The organism is Gemmiger formicilis, assembly GCF_900167555.1.
Taxonomy (GTDB): Bacteria; Bacillota; Clostridia; order Oscillospirales; family Ruminococcaceae; genus Gemmiger; species Gemmiger formicilis.
Genome location: NZ_FUYF01000010.1, coordinates 68,654 through 87,202, shown reverse-complemented (window position 1 = coordinate 87,202; position 18,549 = coordinate 68,654). Strand labels below are relative to the sequence as shown.

Sequence of the window (18,549 nt, the reverse complement as noted above, 5' to 3'; positions counted from 1 at the left end):
ATACGTCCGCTGCAAGCCGCGCCCTTGCTTTTGTGGCAAAATAGGAGACACTACGATGAAGAAAAAAGGACTGAATATGGAGCAGAAGCGCAGCCTGACGGGTTGGGCCTTCCTGCTGCCGGCAGCACTCCTGATATTTGTATTCTGCTTTTACCCCATGGTGCAGGCGCTGATCCTTTCGTTCCAGAAAGGCACCGGCAGCGCTGTACAGCCTGCGGGCTTTGCCAACTACGTGCGCATTTTAAAGGATGCCACGTTCCAGCAGTGCCTGTTTAACACGATTTTCTATTTTGTGATCCAGGTGCCCATTATGCTGATCCTGGCATTGATCCTGGCGCAGCTGCTCAACAGCCCGGACATCAAGGGCAAGGGCATCTACCGCACGATGATTTTCCTGCCCTGCGCCACATCGCTTGTCTCCTACTCGATGATTTTCAAATCCCTGTTTGCCAACGATGGTCTGGTCAACCGGGTGCTGTCCACCGTGGGCATCCCCACAGTGGATTGGTTCCAGAACGCATGGGCGGCACGCTGGGTCATCGTTATTGCGCTGGTCTGGCGCTGGACCGGCTACAACATGGTCTTTTATCTTGCCGGTTTGCAAAACATCGACTACTCGATCTACGAAGCGGCCCGCATCGACGGCGCTTCCCCGCTCCAGCAGTTTGTTCACCTGACGATCCCCCTGCTGAAGCCCACCATCCTGCTGACTGCCATCATGTCCACCTCCGGCACGCTGCAGCTGTTTGATGAGTCCGTCAACCTGACGGCGGGCGGTCCCGGCAAGGCGACCATGACACTGACCCACTATATTTATAACATCTCGTTTGTCGAGACGCCCAAGTTCAACTATGCGGCGGCGCTGTCGGTGTTTATCCTTGTGGTCGTGGCAGTGCTGTCTGCCATCCAAATGAAAGTAGGTGATAAGCGTGACTAAGGGTAAAAAGATTCTGGCGCACGCTGTGCTGATTTTGGCCAGCTTCCTGTCTGTGTTCCCGCTGTACTATATGCTGTGCGGCGCGACGAACACCAGCATTGATGTTGTGCGCGGCAAGCTGATCCCCGGCACCTATCTGGTAGAAAACTTCAAGTCGTTGGTTGCCAACCAGAATCTGGGGCTGGCCATGGCAAACTCCTTCCGCAACGCCATCCTGATGACACTCATCACGCTGCTGGTCTGCTCCATCGCGGGCTACGGCTTTGAAATTTACCACGATAAGGCGAAGGACGCCCTGATGAGCGTTCTGCTGCTGGCGATGATGCTGCCGTTCGTGGCCATTATGATCCCCCTGTTCAAGATGATGTCCCACTGGGGGCTTGTCAACAGCTGGGCGGCGTTCGTGCTGCCGTCCATCTCGACACCGTTTATGATCATGCTGTTCCGGCAGGCATCGCGTTCCTTCCCCAATGACATTATTGAAGCGGCGCGTCTCGACGGTTTGAGCGAGATCGGCATCTTCTTTCGGATGTTTGTCCCCATCATGCGCTCTACCTACGGCGCGGCGATGACTGTCACGTTTATGAACGCATGGAACAGCTACCTCTGGCCGAAGGTCGTATTCCAAAGCAACGCATCCATCACAATGCCGATGCTGGTCGCAAACCTCAAGAGCGGCTACAGTGTGGACTACGGTATGCTGATGCTGGGCGTTCTGATCTGCACGCTGCCCACCGCGATCATCTTCCTCTGCCTGCAGAAGAGCTTTGCCAACGGCATCACGGGTGCAGTCAAGTGATGGACGAACGAACCTACTGCCTGACGCCGGAGCAGTGGCGTCACGCAAAAGCCTGCCTGACGCTGGCAAAGCGCTGGGGGCTGATCGGCGACGACAGCCCCGAGGCGCTGGAACGCCGCCGGGCAGCCAAAAACGCGCAGGCGGAAAGAGCGGAGCAGGACGGCAAGCCCGTGTACGGCACGCGGCGCTTCTCTGCCCCTGCCTACCTGCAATATGAGCTGACCCGCTTCAAGCTGGATTTCGCGGAGCCGTGCGAAAAGATCCGTGCGCTGGGTATCTGCCCGGATTTTACCGATGCACAGACCCGCGCCTGGTATGACGCGAATCCGGATCTGTTCACGCGGTACGCCGGCGACAGCTTCCCCTATGAGGAAGTAAAGCAAATCATCGAAAAGCGGATGCGGGAGGAGGTGTACGACAGCCTTGTGCAAGACCTATTACGTGGACCCGCAGACAGGCCGTGACACCAACAACGGCCTGACGCCGGAAAAACCGCTGGCCACACTGTTTGCCGTCAATCGGCTGGCCCTGGCCCCCGGTGACACGGTGCTGCTGAAATGCGGCAGCGTGTTTGAAAAGCAGTTCCTGCACCTGCGCTGCTGCGGCAAAAAAGACAGCCCCATCACGATTGCCGCCTATGGCGAGGGGCCCGCGCCGCGCATTGACGCCGACGGGCAGGGGCTTTGGTATCAGGACTATGGCTGCGCACTGGATTCACCCACCCATGTGTACCGCGGGTATGTTTCCTCCGCCGTGCTGCTGTATGATGCAGCCTATGTCACGGTGCGTGATCTGGAACTGACGAACCGTGCCGACGCTGTCATCGGCGAGCAATATTCCCAGCCGGATAAGCTGGAGCGCACCGGCGTGGCTGTGGTTGCGAAGGACAGGGGCACGCGCTGCGGCATCACACTGCAAAACCTGCTGATCCATGATGTACACGGCAACGTGTACGACAAGCACATGAACAACGGCGGCATTTACATGACCGCTTTGCAGCCCGCAGATGAGACCGCTACCGGCGCGGCACGCTTTGCCGATGTGCTGGTCGAGGGCTGCTATGTGGCCCGCGTCAGCCGCTGGGGGATCGCGGTGGGGTATACCTACGCCCATGCGCAGTTCCGGGGGGCCGAGCTGGCAGAAAATGCCTTTCTGCAGTACGGTCACGAGAATGTCGTTCTCCGTGATAACTACGTGAAAGCGGCGGGCGGAGACGGCCTGACGGTCATGTACGCCCTGCGCCCGCTGGTCGAGCACAACACGGCGGACTCCGTCGCCTGCGAGATGAACGACCGTGTTTATCGGGAGCCTGGCAATCGCATGGGCAAGGTGGCTGCCGCCATCTGGCCGTGGAAATGCAAGGATGCGCTGCTGCGCTGCAACGAAGCCGTTGACACGCGGCTCAATCAGGACGGCATGGCCTACGATGCCGACTCCGGCGACGGCACGGTGTACGAGCACAACTACAGCCGCATGAACGAGGGCGGCTGCGTGATGTTCTGCCTGGAAGAAGCCATCCACAACACGTTCCGCGGCAACGTCAGCTACGACGACCTCGGCGGCACGATCAGCCCTTCCCAGAACCCGGACGCCCTGCTGGAGCACAACACGTTCTATCTGCGTGACGGCGTGCCCTTCGTGCGCGCCCGCATGGGCGGAGGCAACTACACCGAGAAGGATGATACGATCCTCCCGCTGCCCTGAAAAGCACAAAAACACCCCACCGCCCCGGATGTCGAATCTTTCAGCATCCGGGGCGGATTTTTGTACGCATTTTGCCCGTTCGGGCGGGGTTTGCGCAAATGTCGAATGTATGGTAAAATACAGGTAAAATCAGCTTTTTGGGGGTCATCTTATGGGCATTGTAGTCATCGGTGCGGTTTTTGTGGACATCAAGGGGTATCCGCTGTCCACCTATATCCCGGGCGGGCGCAACGCGGGCCGGGTCGAGCAGGTACACGGCGGCGTCTGCCGCAACGTGGCGGAGGACATTGCCAATGTCGAGCTGCGCCCCACCTTCGTCAGTCTGGTGGACGACACCGGCTCCGGCCAGGACGTCATTGACAAGCTGGCCCGACACAAGGTCAACACCCGCTACATCCAGCGCATGCCGGACGGCATGGGCACCTGGCTGGCCGTGTTCAACAACGACGGCGATGTCTGCGCCGCCATCTCGAAGCGGCCCGACACGACGCCGCTGACCGCATTATTAAAGGAAAAGGGCGACGAAATCTTTGCCGACTGCGACGGCATCGCCATCGAGTTTGATCTGGAGAAGGACACCGTCAAGCAGATTTTGCACTACGCCAAAAAGTACCGCAAAAAGGTCTACGCCGCGGTCTCCAACATGAGCATTGCCATGGAGCGCCGCAGCCTCCTGCAGGAGGTCGACTGCTTTGTCTGCAACCAGCAGGAGGCCGGGCTGATGTTCTCCGACGATTACGGCCACCTGACGCCGGACGAGATGCGCGCCACGCTGGCCGCCAACGTGCGCAGCGCCAACATTCCCTGCATGGTCGTGACGATGGGTGAGCAGGGCGCCGTCTACGCCCGCACCGACGGCGAGAGCGGCATGGTGCCCGCCAAGAAGGTCGATGTCATCGACACCACCGGCGCGGGGGATGCTTTCTTCGCCGGGACGGTCATCGGCCTGACCTACGGCAAGACGCTGGCCGAGGCCTGCGAGATCGGCAGCCGCCTGGCCGCGTCGGTCATCTGCATCTCGGAGAATGTCTGCCCGCGGTTCCGCCCGCAGGAGTTCGGGCTCGATGTGCCGGTCACAGACTGATTTTTTCGGTTTTTGGCAAGCATTTCCCTTATTTTGCCATTTTTTCGATTTCGCACATTTTGCCTTTTTAGCAGTTTTCCATCCGCACATTTTCGGCTTGTATGACAGTTTCAGTGCATTTCAGTATCGGAATTTTACGCACAGTTTTTCGAAAATTCAAAAAAATTAGTTACCGTATAACCAAACATGAAAACAGACAACCTCATCCCCGCAGCCCCGCTTGACCGGCGGGAGCTTGCACCCGGCGTGCAGCTCTGCTTCACCCGGCTGGACGCGCCGCTCTGCCCGCCCCCGCTGGACTGGCCGCGGCTGCTCGTCTTTGATTTCTGCCGCAGCGGACGACGCGCCATCCCGGACGGCGCACAATATGCCATCGTGACGGAGGGTCATGCCGCCGTCAGCTTTGCTGTGCCCGGTGCGGACTTCTACCTGCCCGGCAGCCAGTACGAGGCGCTGCAGCTTTTCATTGACCCCGACGCCGTGCAGGCAGACAGCTTTTTGACGCTGATGGGGCTGGAAATAGGCGGCATCGCGGATTATTTCTGCCGCGGCGGCGTTCACTGCTGCCCGATGAGCGACGCCATCACGGCCATTGTGGACGAGGTCTGGGACGACGCCGCCTACGCCGCTCCCGGCGAGCTGCGCTATGCCGCCGTGCGGCTGCTGTATGAGCTGCTGCGCCTGCCCGACGAGGCCGACACGGCCCGCTGCCCCGCGCGGCAGGTCGAATGCGTGCGCGAGGCCGAGACGCTGGTTCTGCAGGACCTCTCGGTCCGCCGCCCGGCCCGGGAGCTGGCCGACCATTTTGGTTTGAGCGAGAGCGGCTTCAAGCTGTACTGCCAGAACGTGCTGGGCGAGGGGTATCTTGCCTACTTCCGCCGCCGCCGGCTCGAAAGAGCCGCCGAGCTGCTGCGCACGACCCCCCAGCGGGTGCAGGACATCGCCGCCCGGGTCGGCTACGAGAGCCAGGGCCGCTTTGCCCAGGCGTTCTACGACCAGTTCCGCCTGACCCCGCTGGAATACCGGCGCTTGTCGAAGTAAAATGCCCTTGGCCACCTCCCTCGCAGAGGGAGGCAAGAAAGCCACGACCCGAAAGGAGCGGAAAATTGAACAACATCACGCGCTCGATTTTCCGTGCCATTCATGAGGGGCGGTGGTTGAGCATTGAATACAAAAACCAACAGACCCAGCAGACCAAATACTGGGTCGCTATCCGCGGGCTGAACCCCAGGACCCGCACCCTGAACGTTGACGGGCTGCATCTGGGCAAATTAAGCGTGCAGGCGCTCGACCATATCAGCATTGACCGCATCCAGACCGCCGAGGTCGTCGACGGCTCGTGGTGCCCCGTCAACCAGACGCTCATCGACGACATCCGCGACAACCCCGGGCGGTACGCGGCGCTGTTTGACAACGCCGCCAACCTGCGGGTGCTGGACTATCTGGCCGCCTGCAACCGGCTGGACGCCACGCCCTACCAGTCCAACTACAGCCTTATCCATCAAATTGACGCCGACTGCTTTGCCGATTATAAGGAGGACACGCTGGAGCTGACCGACGACCAGTTCCGTGAGCTGGTGGGCCGGTTCCAGCGCCGGGTCGAGGACCGCCGCCAGAACGCCGCCCGCCCCAGCCTGCCCACGCTGGGGCTGAACCTTATCAGTATCGACACCCGGCAGGGGCTGTACGTGCTGGCCTACCGCCCGCTGCGGCTCGACGTGAAAAAGCGCGCCCTGCGGGCCGAGCCAGAGCCAGTCATCTGCCGGGAGTTCACCGTCAACGGCAGCAAGCTGAGCATCCATCAATTTCTGGATGCCGACGACTATACGCTGCTGGACGAGTTCACGAAGCACGCCGAGACCATCAAGGACCGCATCACCCGCAGCAACCCGCGGGTGCGGGTCGATGACCTGCCCTACCTCGTCGCCATCAGCCGCGACTGCCCCGTGGACTTGGAGCATGAGTACCGCGGCATCCTTACTATGTTCGAGGACCCCTCCGGCGAGACGGCCACCGCCCCGCTGCGGGCCTTCTTCGGCGAGATGACCGCCAAGCCGCGCCGCCGCAAGTCCTACCCGCTGGCGCTGCTGAACAACAAGGTCAATCTGGACCAGCTGCTGGCCATCAACAACGCCATGCGCTACCCACTGGCCTACGTGCAGGGCCCGCCGGGCACCGGCAAGACCAACACCATCGTCAACACGCTGACGACGGCGTTTTTCAACGAGCGCACGGTGCTTTTTTCCAGCTACAACAACCATCCCATCGACGGCGTTGTGGAAAAGCTGCAGGCCGTCACCTACCACGGCCAGACCGTGCCGTTCCCGATCCTGCGCCTTGGCAACAACGAGAAAACCGCCGAGGCCCTGCGCACCATCGGCCAGCTGTTTGAGCAGTGCAAAAAAATCCCCGTACCGGAGCGGCTGCTGGACAAAAACCACGCGGACCGCACGGCCCGCGCCAAACAGCTGACCGCCCTGCTGGAACGGTATGAGCGCATCCTTGATTTGCGGGAGCGGCGGGAGACCATCCGGCGCCTGCTGGACGCCCGCGGCCAGATGAACTTCCAGTACGAGCTGCAGGCCGGGCAGCTGCCGCAGGTGGACCGTGAGCTGGCCGCCTACGGCAGCATCGACTCTGCCGACGCGCTGGCTCTGCTGGACCGCAACGAGGACGAGCTGCTGCGCTACCTCTACTACACCTCGGCCCGCTGCATCCGCCGGTTGGAGGAGCCGAAATACAACGATTTAATGAGCATCGTCCACAGTCCCGACACCGACAAGGAACGGGTCACGCAGTTCAACAAGTACATCTCGGAGCCGGAGAACCTGAAAAAGCTGCTGCGCGTCTTTCCCATTGTGGCCACGACCTGCATCTCCGCCCACCGCCTGGGCGACCCGGAGCCGAGCTTTGACATGGTCATCATGGACGAGGCAAGCCAGTGCAGCACGGCCATGTCTCTTGTGCCCATCCTGCGCGGGGCGTCGCTGATGCTTGTGGGCGACCCGCAGCAGCTCTCGCCTGTCATTCTGCTGGACCCCGCCGACAACCGCACGCTGCGCCGCCGCTACGGTGTCACGCAGGAGTACGATTACATCGAAAACTCGATCTACAAATGCTTTCTGGCCTGCGACGCCGTCAGCGACGAGACGCTGTTGAGCTACCACTACCGGTGCAGCCCCAAGATCATCGAGTTCAACAATCGCAAATACTACAACCACAAGCTGCACATTGCCAGCCGCGAGACCGACCCCACGCCGCTCGTCTATGTGGACGTGCCCAACGACACCACCGACGAGAAAAACACCGCCCCGCAGGAGGTGCGCCGCATCGAGGCATACCTGACCGCGCACCCGGACAAGCAGGTGGGCATCATCACGCCGTTTGCGAAGCAGCGCGCCGCCATCGAGGCCATGCTGCGCGCGAAGCACTTTGAGAACGCCGCCTGCGGCACGGTGCACGCCTTTCAGGGCGACGAGAAAGACGTGGTCATCTTCTCCCTGGCGCTGACCGACCAGACCCGCCCGCGCACCTACGACTGGCTGAAAACGAACAAGGAGCTCATCAACGTGGCGACCTCCCGCGCGCGGGAGCAGCTGGTCATCCTCTCGAATCAGGCCGCGCTGGACCGCCTGCACGCCGACAGCACCGACGACGATATTTACGAGCTGGTGCAGTACGTGCGCAAAAACGGCCAGTCCGAGGTGACCGAGAAGCCCGCCGCCAGCCGTGCGCTGGGCATCAAGCCCTACAGCACCAAGACCGAGGATGCTTTTTTGGAAAATCTGAACCACGCGCTGGACAACGCCTTCCTCGACGGCAGCCGCTGCACGGTCCGCAAGGAGGTACCCATCGCCCAGGTGTTTGAGGATAACCCCGGCTGCGCCGACCTTTTCTACACCGGGCGGTTCGACTTCGTCGTCTACCAGCGGGAGGGCCGCCGCCTGATGCCGATTTTAGCCATCGAGCTGGATGGCCGCGAGCACCGCGACGACCCCGCCGTCCAGCGCCGTGACCGCAAGAAGGACCAGATCTGCCGCGAGCACGGCTTTGAGCTGATCCGCGTCGAGAACAGCTACGCGCGGCGGTATAATTATATCAAGAGTATTTTGATAAATTACTTCCGCAAGGTGTCGTAGCACCCGCAAACGGGCAGAGCCCCTCCGGGCATCGCTGCGCTTGCCCACCTCCCCTGTAAGGGGAGGCTCTTTGCGCGGGCAGAGCCCGCGAGAAAGCCTCCTCACGAAGTGGGGAGGTGGCCGAGTGGAACGAGGCCGGAGGGGCTTTGCCCGCGCATCCCAGCGTAAAACCGAAAAGTCCTGCCTCCCTTTCCCGGAGACAGGACTTTTTCCTTTTTACCGCCAGTGAAACGTAACCATGCCGTAAATATAAATAAACAAAATCGCACCCGGCACAAAATACTTAAAAATCGGCTTCATCCAGGGGCGGACCTTCAGGCCCCTGCCGGTGTTGGCTTCGGCCACAAAATTGTCCCAGCCCCAGCCAAAGCGGTTGCAGCAGAACAGCGCCAGCACCAGCGACCCCAGCGGCAGCACATTGTTGCTGACGATGAAGTCCCAGAAGTCCAGCCACGCGCTGCCCGGCGCAAACGGCTGGAAGTGCAGCACGCTGTAGCCCAGCGCCGTCGTCAGCGCCAGCAGAAAGATGCCGACGCCGCAGACCACGCAGCCCTTCGGGCGGCTCCACCCGGTCAGCTCACGCACCATGGCAAGGATATTCTCGCAGACGCCCAGCACGGTGGACAGCGCCGCAAACACCATGAACAGGAAGAACAGCGCGCCCCACCAGCGGCCCCCGGCCATATTGCCGAACACCCCCGCCATCGTGTCAAACAGCAGACTGGGGCCTGCCGTGACCTCCAGCCCGTAGGTGAAGCACGCCGGGAAGATGACGATGCCAGCCAGCACGGCCACGAACGTGTCGAGAAAAATGACCCGCAGCGACTCGCCCATGAGCGCGTGATCCTTGCCGATGTAGCTGCCGAAGATCGCCATGCCGCCCATGCCGACGGACAGCGAGAAAAACGCCTGGTTCATGGCCGCCACGATGACCCCGCCGTCAATGGCAGAGAAATCCGGCACAAGGTAGAACCGCAGCCCCTCCGCCGCACCGGCAAACGTCAGGCTGTGCACGGCCAGCACCAGCATCAGCACCAGCAGCGCGCTCATCATGTATTTGGTCACGCGCTCCAGCCCGCCCTGCAAATTAAAGCTCAGCAGCACAAACGCCGCTATAACGACCACAAGCAGATAGGTCACGTTCAGCCCGGGGTCGGCGATCATCTGCGCAAAGCCGAAATCCGCATGCTGCCCGGTCAGGAACTTGACAAAATAGTACAAGATCCAGCCCGTGACCACCGTGTAGAACGCCATGATGGCAATGTTGCCGATGAGGCTGACGACGCCGAATACGCCCCACTTATGGCCGGGCTTTTCCAGGCGCTGGTACATCGTAACGGGGCTGGCCTGGGCGGCGCGGCCCACGGCAAACTCCATGATCATGACGGGCAGGCCCAGCACCAGCAGGCAGAGGATGTAGAGCAGCATAAAGCTGCCGCCGCCGTTCTGGCCGCACATCCAGGGGAATTTCCAGACGTTGCCGCAGCCGATGGCGCACCCCGCCGACAGCATGATAAAGCCCAAGCGGCTGCTCAGGCGCTCGCGTTCGTTCATAAATCAGTTTTCCCTTTCGGTAGTAATTTCCGCGCAGACAATTTCCGTGCGGCCCTGGGTGCGGAACTTGTAGCCCCAGGTGCCCGTGCCACCGCTGACGATGGCATCGCAATGGTCTGCAATGTGCTTTTTGCCGTAGTTGCGCTCATTTTTGGCAACCATGCCCACCGCACCCGCAGGCCAGACCTGCCCACCGTGGGTGTGGCCGCTCAAAATCAGGTCTGCCCCCGCCGCGGCGGCGTTCTTAAAGTCCCGCGGCTCATGGTCGAGCCAGACCGTGTAGTGGTCGTCGGGGCCGCCGGGCATAAGCTGTGCCGCCGTGAAGCGGCTGCCGTTCGTGTACAGATAATCCTTGCGGCCCACGACGCGCACACCGCAGGGCAGCAGGACGGACGTATCCTCCAGGATGCGCACGCCCGCGGCGGCGAACCCGCGCTCCAGATCCGCGCGGCCAAAGCTCGGCTCCCGCCAGTGGTGGAACAGGTCGTGGTTGCCGAGGACGTAATACTTGCCCAGCGGCGCGTCCAGCTCGCCAAACAGCTTGCAGAAGGCGTCCAGCTCCTCCGGCTCGGTGAACTCGTCGAAAATATCGCCGGTCAGCACAAGCAGGTCGGGACGGCACGCCTCGATTTTTGCTTTCAGCTCCGGGATGCGGGTGTGATCCATCGCCGCACAGGCGCGCGGGTGGACATCACTGACCTGCACGATGGTCAGCCTGCCGTTCGGCAGATTTTTCCGCGTTGTCAAGCTGTATTTTGTCGTACAGAGCCGCAGCGCACGCCGCCGCCCCCACCACATGATAAGGCCCGTCAACAGCCACGGCGTTATGCCGTCCAGCCAGATAATATGCCAAACGGCCAGCGGTGTGCCGCCGATGCGCCGCAGCGCCAGCCCGATGGCGGTACCGATGCAGTAGAATGTCACAAGATGTCCGGCAAACACGATGCCCAGCCCGAGCGGGTCGCGGCTGATATACGCCAGCACACCCATCAGCACAAGCGGCAGTCCGTAATACAGCACCGGCCACCGGGCCACCAGCTGTAAGGGCGGCAGTTGCAAAAAGTTCAGGTACAGCAAAGCATCCAGCGCCACCTGCCCGAGGCGCGGAAGAACGAATTGGAAGAAAGGATGATACATGGTTGACGCCTTTAATTAAATAATAGATAAAAAATAATAAATAATAAATATGGTGGAGTTTTCGCCCTTGGGCGAAAACGAAATGCCCTGCAGGGGTCGATGCTTGCATCGACCCGCAGGCTTTGCGGCCAACGCCAGCGTCCCGGGCAGATATGGAATCCGCCCCTACGGCATAACGCACAGCAAGCCGTTTCTCACCGTATCACCACTATTTTTTGATCACGCCGCCGCGGGCGGCGTTCCTTCTTTATTATTTCTTATTTATTATTTTTTATTTGAAAAAACAGCCCTGCACCAAATTCGGTGCAGGGCCGAAAAACTGTTTTACTGTTCCTTCGCCTTGATGGCCGCATCAATCGCTCTTGCAGCCTCTTTACCGGCACCCATGGCCAGAATGACGGTGGCAGCGCCCGTAACGGCGTCGCCGCCGGCGTAGACCATCGGGCGGCTCGTCAGGCCGTCGGGGCCGTTCGTGATCAGGCAACCGTGCTTGTCGGCGTCCAGACCCGGCGTGGTGGAGCGAATCAGCGGGTTGGGGCTGGTGCCCAGCGCCATGATCATCGTATCAACGTTCAGAACGAACTCGCTGCCCTCCTTGACGATGGGGCGGCGGCGTCCGGAGGCATCCGGCTCGCCCAGTTCCATCTCAACGCAGGTCATACCCTTGACCCAGCCGTTCTCGTCGCCCAGCACCTCGGTGGGGTTCGTCAGCGTCTTAAAGACGATGCCCTCCTCCTCGGCGTGCTCGACCTCCTCCTTACGGGCAGGCAGCTCGGCCATGCCGCGGCGGTAGACGATATAGACATTCTCGGCACCCAGACGCTTGGCGCAGCGGGCAGCGTCCATGGCCACATTGCCGCCGCCGACAACGGCAACGGACTTGCTCTTCATGATGGGCGTGCGGGAATCCTCCTTGTACGCCTTCATCAAATTGACGCGGGTCAGGTACTCGTTGGCGGAGTAGACGCCGTTCAGGCTCTCGCCGGGGATGCCCATAAAGCGGGGCAGACCGGCACCGGACGCGACATAGACGGCCTCGAAGCCGTAGTCGTTCATCAGCTCGTCGATGGTCAGGACTTTACCGATGACCATGTTCGTCTCGATGTCCACACCCAGCTCCTTCAGGCCCTCGACCTCGTGCTGGACGATGTCCTTGGGCAGACGGAACTCGGGGATGCCGTACATCAACACGCCGCCCGCAACGTGCAGGGCTTCGTAGACGGTGACCTTGTAGCCCAGCTTGGCCAGATCGCCCGCGACGGTCAGGCCGGAGGGGCCAGCGCCGATGACAGCGACCTTGTGGCCGTTGGGCGCGGGGGCGGTGGGCTTGGTATGTACGTTGTTGCGGTACCAGTCGGCGACAAAGCGCTCCAAGCGGCCAATGCCGACGGTCTCGCCCTTGATGCCGCGGACGCACTTGCCCTCGCACTGGTGCTCCTGCGGGCAGACACGGCCACAGACGGCGGGCAGCGCGCTGGACTGCGCAATCACGTTGTAGGCGGCCTCAAAGTCGCCCTCGGCGACGTGCTTGATGAAGCCGGGAATATCAATTTCAACGGGGCAGCCGCTGCGGCAGGGGTGGTTCTTGCACTGCAGGCAGCGCTTGGCCTCGTTCACGGCCATCTCCTCGGTGTAGCCGAGGGCGACCTCTTTAAAGTTTTTGTTGCGGACGTTCGGCTCCTGGCTGGGCATGGGGCACTTTTTCGGGTCCATGTTCGGCATAATTACTGCACCTCCTGCTTCAGCAAATTGCACTCGGCCTCGCGGGCGTGTGCCTCAAAGGGCTTGTACATCGTGCCGCGGTGCATAGCCTCGTCAAAATCGACCTCAAAGCCGTCAAAGTCGGGACCGTCCACGCAGGCAAACTTGGTCTGCCCGCCCACGGTCAGGCGGCAACCGCCGCACATACCGGTGCCGTCCACCATAATGGGGTTCATCGACACAACAGTCTTGACATTGTGGGGCTTGGTCGTCTTGACGACAAATTTCATCATGATCAGGGGTCCAATCGTGATGACCTCATCAAAGTTCGCACCCTCGACGATTTTCTTCTCCAGCGGCGCGGTGACAACGCCCTTTTCGCCGTAGGAGCCGTCGTCGGTCATAATGATAAACTCATCGCAGCAGGCGCGGAACTCGTCCTCCAGAATGACCAGATCCTTATTGCGGAAACCGACAATGCCGGTGACCTTGGTGCCCTGCTCGTGCAGTGCCTGGGCAATGGGCAGCGCAATGGCGCAGCCCACGCCGCCGCCGACGACGCAGACGTTTTTCAGGCCCTCGATCTCGGTGGCCTTGCCCAAGGGTCCCACAAAGTCATGCACGGCCTCGCCCTCTTTGAGGGAGTTGAGCTGCATGGTACCTGCGCCGACAACCTGGAAAATGATAGAAACAGTGCCGGCTTCGCGGTCAAACCCGGCGATGGTCAGGGGGATGCGCTCGGAGTCCTCCTTTGCGCGGACAATGATAAACTGGCCGGCCTTTGCCTTCTTGGCAATGAGCGGCGCATGGATGCAAAGTTCGGTTACGGTGGGGTTCAGCTCCCGCCGTTTGATGATAGTAAACAAAGCGATCTCTCCTTCTCTTTGTTTTTATAAATATACATTTATATTGTAGCGTATTTTGCGGGGAATGTAAAGAAGAAAGTTAAGGAAATGAGGACAGGGACACGGGAGAGATGAATCCCCCTACGGTTGGCGGAAAGTTCGCGGCCAAGGATGTAGGGGGCGGCGTCCCCGACGCCCCCGGAGGGGTCAAGACCCCTCCCTACGATGCAAAAGATAAAGGGGATACAATGGCAAGGCTGCGGGCCGGGCATGCCCGGCCCCTACGGGGTGGCGTGAATGAGTTGCGGGCGAAAGGGGCGCGTGGGTGGCTGCCTCTCCCGTTCAGCCCCACAAAAACAAAAAAACGAGACGGCCACTGCCCCGTCTCGTTTTTTCTTAAAAAGAAGGAGAAAAACAGAACGTCTCGCCGGCGCCTGAATGCGAACGGAACCACCCCTCTACAAGTGATACCCTCCCTACGGATTCGGCAGGGCGCTCTGGTATTCTTCCTCTTTAGCTGTCGCTCGGAAGCTCTCGCTTTCGATGTACTTATAGTACACTATTTTTGTCGAATTTGCAAGATGCGTACTTGTACAACATGCTACATTTACCCTACCTTGTTTTGTATAGTTTGCACAATCGTTCACGGATAATTCATACAAATAGCGCCCGGAGCGTTCAAAGCCCCGGGCGCAAGAAATATGCTGTTTTCAGACCGGAAAAGTGGGATTTCTCCGCTTATTCCACAGGAACGATCCAGCCCTTGGTGTCGGGCAGCTTGCCCCACTGGATGCCGGTCAGCGTGTCATACAGCTTCTGGGTCAGCTCGCCGATGTGGCCGCCGCTGATGTGGGCAACCTTGCCCTCCCAATCCAGCTCCTTGACAGGGGAGACAACGGCAGCCGTGCCGGTGCCAAAGACTTCCTCCAGCTTGCCCTCGTCGGCAGCCTTCATGATGTCGGCAATGGCAACACGCTCCTCATGCACCTTGTAGCCCCAGTCCTTCAGCAGCTCGATGATGGAGCGGCGGGTGACGCCGGGCAGAACGGTGCCCACGCAGGGGGCCGTGTAGATCTCGCCGTCGATCTTGAACATGATGTTCATGGAGCCGACTTCCTCGACGTACTTCTTCTCAACGCCGTCCAGCCACAGCACCTGGGAGAAGCCGCGCTCCTCGGCCAGCTCGCCGGCCTTGATGGACGCGGCGTAGTTGCCGCCGCACTTCGTAAAGCCGGTCAGGCCCGGGGCGGCACGGATGTACTCATCCTCAACATAGATGCGGACGGGGTCGAGGCCCTCGGCGTAGTAGGCACCGGAGGGTGCGCAGATGATGGCAAAGCGGTAATGCTTGGCGGCGTGAACGCCCAGGCCCACATCGGTAGCGATGCAGAACGGACGGATGTACAGGGACGCGCCGTCGGAGTGGGGCACCCAGTCGCGGTCCACATCGACCAGCGCCTTGACCGCCTGCACAAAGTCCTCCGGCGGGATGGGGGGCATGCCGAGACGGTCCGCGGAATCGTTAAAACGGTTCGCGTTGCAGTCGGGGCGGAACAGCTGGATCTTGCCGTCCGCGGTGCGGTAGGCCTTCATGCCCTCAAAAATTTCCTGTGCGTAGTGGAACACAGTGGTAGCCGGGTCCATCTCCCACGGGCCATAGGGGACGATGCGGGCGTCATGCCAGCCCTCGCCCGCGGTATAGTCCATCAGGAACATGTGGTCGCTGAACTGCTTGCCGAAGCCGAGCTTCGACTCGTCCTGCGGCTTTTCCTTCGGATGGGTCGTTTTGGTGACTTTAATGTCCAACATAATTTCACACTCTCCCTTTTATATTCAAGCGCACCGCCGCACAGCAGTGCGGGTGATGATTAGGTTTATTATAGCGCTGTCGCGCGGCGAGTGCAAGCCCTTATTTACAAAATGTGTATTTTGTGTTGCGAAAAGCGCAATTCGCGTTTTCCCCGGCTTTTCACAGTTTTCAACAGCGCCGCTGTGGAAAATGTGGAAAATAAACGTTTTTTCTACGTAGATTTTCCCGATTTTCCGCTTTTGAACGGGTCCGGGCGGCAGAGTTTTCCACGCTTTCCACGGGGTTTTCAACATTTCCACGGTGGATAACCGTTATACGCCGTGGATAACTCGGGGTGAATATACGGAATGTGAACGGGGTGTTAACAGAAAAAGCGGCCTGCCCGCCTGCCCCGCGCCCAACCAAAAAAGCGTGCCGCTCTCTTTCCCACAAGAGAGCGGCACGCAGTCCAAACTCAATTTTCTTTTCGGTGCACTACAAACATCACCATACTGAACACCAGCATAAACGCCGCCAGCCCTGCCGCAATCAGCAAGATCAGCTGGAAGACCTTCACGTTAAAATTTGTCTGCAAATTCTCCCGCGCGGCGGAGACCACATCCGAGCCGGAGGAAACCGTCGATTGGGCGTTATTGGCTATCTCCTCGGCGGCGGTCAGTGCGGCCTGGGCGGCGTCGGTGTCGCCCAACGCCTCCAGCGCGTCGGCCAGTGCCTGCCCGCCCATGGCAACCAGACGGTCATTCGTCTCGCTCTTGATCTTCTCGTGATTGACCGCGTTGGCCAGGTACTCGGCAAACAGGTCTGTTGCGCCGCGCACGGCGGGGGCGTAGTCGTCCTTGATCTGCCAGCCCTTGACGGTCCACATACCGTTCATGTAGAACAGCAGCTGCATACCGGAATCCTCCAGCAGAGCGCTGTACACGGCGTCCGCAAAGGCCGTGCTCGAGGTATCCACCGTGCCGAAGCTCAGCGAGATGAACTCCTTGACGCGGTCATACTCGGTCAGATTCGCGTAGTAGCTGCGCAGCGCCTCGGCCAGGTCGGTGTCCTTTGTCACCTTGGAGCCGACGACGACGGAGTCGAGGTCCGCCCGCAGGTCCCCGTTGCTGAAGCGGCTCAGCGTGCCGTCATCGTCTTTATTAAAGGAAGCGCGCATCGCCTCGGCGTAGCCCGCAGCATCGCCGGCCTGGCCGTAATACTGCCTGGCCAGCTCCTCACAGTCACCGCCCCAGCTGCCCGTGATGGGTATGCCGTTGTAGACAAGGTTCATCGACGCCAGCAGGTGCCCAAAGTCGATGCTCTCTCCGTTGGGCAGGACAACGATGCCCATATTCTGCAGCGACGCCAGCTCGGGGTCACTGCTGTTGACGCAGCTCTCAAACCCGGCGTCGCGCACACCGGCGGTCAGCTGCCAGATCGTGGTGTTGTACTCCCCCGTGCGGGTGTAGGCCAGCGTCAGCTCGATCGGGTCGGGCGTGTCGGCCTGACTGGCCGAGTACTCCCGCGCCAGCGCCTGCAGGCGGGACAGGCGGTCCAGCACCGTGTCGTAGTCCTCCGCATGGGCGGGCAGTGCCGCCGCGCAGAACAGCCCCAGCAGCACAAACAGCATAGCCAGCAGGCGGGGCATACGGTTCGCTATAGAATTCGTAGTCAAGCACCTCCGGTAAAACAGGACAAAGCCGGGGCAAGGCTGCGCCTGCGCCCCGGGTCTGACTTTTTAACCAATTTGTAATCTTTAGTATACCACATCCGCCCCGGGTTTGTCACCTGTTTTTTTGTGTGTATTCTGTGCGTCTTGACTTTTTGCCCCGCATAGGTTTTAATAGAGGCATTACGGAGGTAATTCTATGCACAAACAAACGCATAAACGCGCTTTTTATACCCTTGCAGGCTGCATTGCCGCGCTGGCGCTCTGCGTGGCGGCATCGCTCTTTCTGCTGACGCCCGCACCGAAAGCGCAGGACGTCACCATACCCGGCACGCGCGGGGACATTTACGCCACGGTACAGCTGCCCGGCAAGCTGGCCCGCGGGGAGGAGCTGCCGCTCGTCGTGCTCTGCCACGGCTTTACCGGCAGCCGCAGCGGCGACGGCCACTTTGCGCCGCTGGCCGCCGATCTGGCCGCCCAGGGCATTGCAACGGTGCGGCTGGATTTTCCCGGCTGCGGCAACAGCATCGAGCCGTTCACGGCCTACACGCTGTCCAACATGACCGACGACGTCGAGAGCGCCATCACCTACATGCAGCAGACCTACGGCACGGGCTGTACAGCGCTGGTGGGGCACAGCATGGGCGGACGGCTGGCCAGCCTCTACCCGCAGTGCAGGGGCGGCATCACGGCGCTGGCGCTGTGGAGCCCCGCCAACGGCGCGGGCCTGCGCGGCATGGAGTTTTTGAACATCGACGACTTTTCCGCCGTGGAAGCGCTGGCCGCTGAGGCCGAGGCGAGCGGCAGCATCAGCACCTGGGGCGTCGATGTCAGCGGAACGCTGTTCACCGAAATGCGCGATTCCGACCCGAACGCCGCCCTGCGGGAGAGCGCCCTGCCGACACTTTTGACCTACACCGGCCATGAGGGCATTTTGAGCGACACGACCCAGGCCGAGACGATAGCCGCCGTCGAGAGCCTGCCCGACGGCAGGGTCGTGCTGGAGCCGTTTGCCGAGGGGAACCACAACTATCTATCCGAGGACGCCGCCACCGCCGCCGCGCTGGACAAAGCGCTGCGGGAGACGACAGTGGCGTTTTTGGTGGAGTATTTGAAGTAGGCCCGCCGCGCCTGCGAGGCCGACAGGGACGGGCATCTGACGAAGCCCTTTGAGACCGTGACCGGCTGAAA

14 protein-coding genes are annotated in these 18,549 nt (G+C 60.7%); 8 read left to right on the top strand and 6 right to left on the bottom strand.

The features are described 5' to 3' along the window. The first annotated feature begins 55 nt into the window (after positions 1 to 55). From B5D32_RS09480 to B5D32_RS09450, 7 genes are all read left to right on the top strand, one after another. On the top strand, positions 56 to 937 hold the full coding sequence (locus B5D32_RS09480) for a carbohydrate ABC transporter permease (protein ID WP_078784819.1): 882 nt from the start codon (positions 56 to 58) through the stop codon (positions 935 to 937). Continuing rightward, complete coding sequence (locus tag B5D32_RS09475) at positions 930 to 1,736, top strand: carbohydrate ABC transporter permease (RefSeq protein WP_200805180.1); 807 nt, start codon at positions 930 to 932, stop codon at positions 1,734 to 1,736. Before B5D32_RS09480 ends, B5D32_RS09475 begins: the two co-directional genes overlap by 8 nt. Then, positions 1,736 to 2,200, top strand: a complete 465-nt coding sequence (locus tag B5D32_RS09470) for a hypothetical protein (RefSeq protein WP_078784818.1) — start codon at positions 1,736 to 1,738, stop codon at positions 2,198 to 2,200. The genes B5D32_RS09475 and B5D32_RS09470 overlap by 1 nt, the downstream gene beginning before the upstream one ends. After that, positions 2,160 to 3,440, top strand: coding sequence for a right-handed parallel beta-helix repeat-containing protein (locus B5D32_RS09465; protein WP_078784817.1), 1,281 nt, complete (start codon positions 2,160 to 2,162; stop codon positions 3,438 to 3,440). The genes B5D32_RS09470 and B5D32_RS09465 overlap by 41 nt, the downstream gene beginning before the upstream one ends. 151 nt (positions 3,441 to 3,591) lie before the next feature. Continuing rightward, the gene (locus B5D32_RS09460; protein WP_078784816.1) at positions 3,592 to 4,524 is read left to right on the top strand and encodes a carbohydrate kinase family protein; all 933 of its coding nucleotides are present in this window, start codon (positions 3,592 to 3,594) and stop codon (positions 4,522 to 4,524) included. 186 nt (positions 4,525 to 4,710) lie between these two features. Continuing rightward, positions 4,711 to 5,565 (top strand): helix-turn-helix domain-containing protein, encoded by an 855-nt coding sequence (locus B5D32_RS09455; RefSeq protein ID WP_078784815.1) that lies wholly within the window; start codon positions 4,711 to 4,713, stop codon positions 5,563 to 5,565. 65 nt (positions 5,566 to 5,630) lie between these two features. After that, positions 5,631 to 8,663 carry an AAA domain-containing protein gene (locus tag B5D32_RS09450; protein WP_078784814.1) on the top strand — a complete coding sequence of 1,011 codons (3,033 nt, stop codon included), beginning with the start codon at positions 5,631 to 5,633 and terminating at the stop codon, positions 8,661 to 8,663. Between the two features lie 216 nt (positions 8,664 to 8,879). Here the strand turns inward: B5D32_RS09450 and B5D32_RS09445 are convergent, their stop codons facing one another. The 6 genes from B5D32_RS09445 to B5D32_RS09420 all read right to left on the bottom strand — a co-directional run bounded on the left by B5D32_RS09445 (position 8,880) and on the right by B5D32_RS09420 (position 17,364). Beyond that, a complete protein-coding gene (locus B5D32_RS09445) occupies positions 8,880 to 10,217 on the bottom strand; it encodes a sodium-dependent transporter (protein ID WP_078784813.1) in 1,338 nt (445 codons plus the stop codon). A gap of 3 nt (positions 10,218 to 10,220) precedes the next feature. Continuing rightward, positions 10,221 to 11,354: a metallophosphoesterase gene (locus B5D32_RS09440; protein WP_078784812.1), complete on the bottom strand. Its 1,134-nt coding sequence runs from the start codon at positions 11,352 to 11,354 to the stop codon at positions 10,221 to 10,223. 324 nt (positions 11,355 to 11,678) lie between these two features. Further along, a complete protein-coding gene (gltA, locus tag B5D32_RS09435) occupies positions 11,679 to 13,076 on the bottom strand; it encodes an NADPH-dependent glutamate synthase (RefSeq protein WP_078784811.1) in 1,398 nt (465 codons plus the stop codon). A gap of 2 nt (positions 13,077 to 13,078) precedes the next feature. Next, on the bottom strand, positions 13,079 to 13,921 hold the full coding sequence (locus B5D32_RS09430; protein ID WP_078784810.1) for a sulfide/dihydroorotate dehydrogenase-like FAD/NAD-binding protein: 843 nt from the start codon (positions 13,919 to 13,921) through the stop codon (positions 13,079 to 13,081). Between the two features lie 717 nt (positions 13,922 to 14,638). Then, the gene (locus tag B5D32_RS09425) at positions 14,639 to 15,709 is read right to left on the bottom strand and encodes a branched-chain amino acid aminotransferase (protein WP_078784809.1); all 1,071 of its coding nucleotides are present in this window, start codon (positions 15,707 to 15,709) and stop codon (positions 14,639 to 14,641) included. A 455-nt stretch (positions 15,710 to 16,164) separates the two neighbouring features. Then, a complete protein-coding gene (locus B5D32_RS09420) occupies positions 16,165 to 17,364 on the bottom strand; it encodes a hypothetical protein (protein ID WP_143402728.1) in 1,200 nt (399 codons plus the stop codon). Positions 17,365 to 17,557: 193 nt separating this feature from the next. Between B5D32_RS09420 and B5D32_RS09415 the strand changes: the two genes are divergently transcribed. After that, positions 17,558 to 18,478 carry an alpha/beta hydrolase gene (locus tag B5D32_RS09415; protein ID WP_078784807.1) on the top strand — a complete coding sequence of 307 codons (921 nt, stop codon included), beginning with the start codon at positions 17,558 to 17,560 and terminating at the stop codon, positions 18,476 to 18,478. Positions 18,479 to 18,549: the final 71 nt, after the last annotated feature.

What these genes read in the sequence shown, in the direction of transcription:
- B5D32_RS09425 (WP_078784809.1), bottom strand. Translation starts at nt 15,709, where the DNA reads ATGTTGGACATTAAAGTCACCAAAACGACCCATCCGAAGGAAAAGCCG.
- B5D32_RS09440 (WP_078784812.1), bottom strand. Translation starts at nt 11,354, where the DNA reads ATGTATCATCCTTTCTTCCAATTCGTTCTTCCGCGCCTCGGGCAGGTG.
- B5D32_RS09445 (WP_078784813.1), bottom strand. Translation starts at nt 10,217, where the DNA reads ATGAACGAACGCGAGCGCCTGAGCAGCCGCTTGGGCTTTATCATGCTG.
- B5D32_RS09480 (WP_078784819.1), top strand. Translation starts at nt 56, where the DNA reads ATGAAGAAAAAAGGACTGAATATGGAGCAGAAGCGCAGCCTGACGGGT.
- B5D32_RS09455 (WP_078784815.1), top strand. Translation starts at nt 4,711, where the DNA reads ATGAAAACAGACAACCTCATCCCCGCAGCCCCGCTTGACCGGCGGGAG.
- B5D32_RS09415 (WP_078784807.1), top strand. Translation starts at nt 17,558, where the DNA reads ATGCACAAACAAACGCATAAACGCGCTTTTTATACCCTTGCAGGCTGC.
- B5D32_RS09470 (WP_078784818.1), top strand. Translation starts at nt 1,736, where the DNA reads ATGGACGAACGAACCTACTGCCTGACGCCGGAGCAGTGGCGTCACGCA.
- B5D32_RS09460 (WP_078784816.1), top strand. Translation starts at nt 3,592, where the DNA reads ATGGGCATTGTAGTCATCGGTGCGGTTTTTGTGGACATCAAGGGGTAT.
- gltA (WP_078784811.1), bottom strand. Translation starts at nt 13,076, where the DNA reads ATGCCGAACATGGACCCGAAAAAGTGCCCCATGCCCAGCCAGGAGCCG.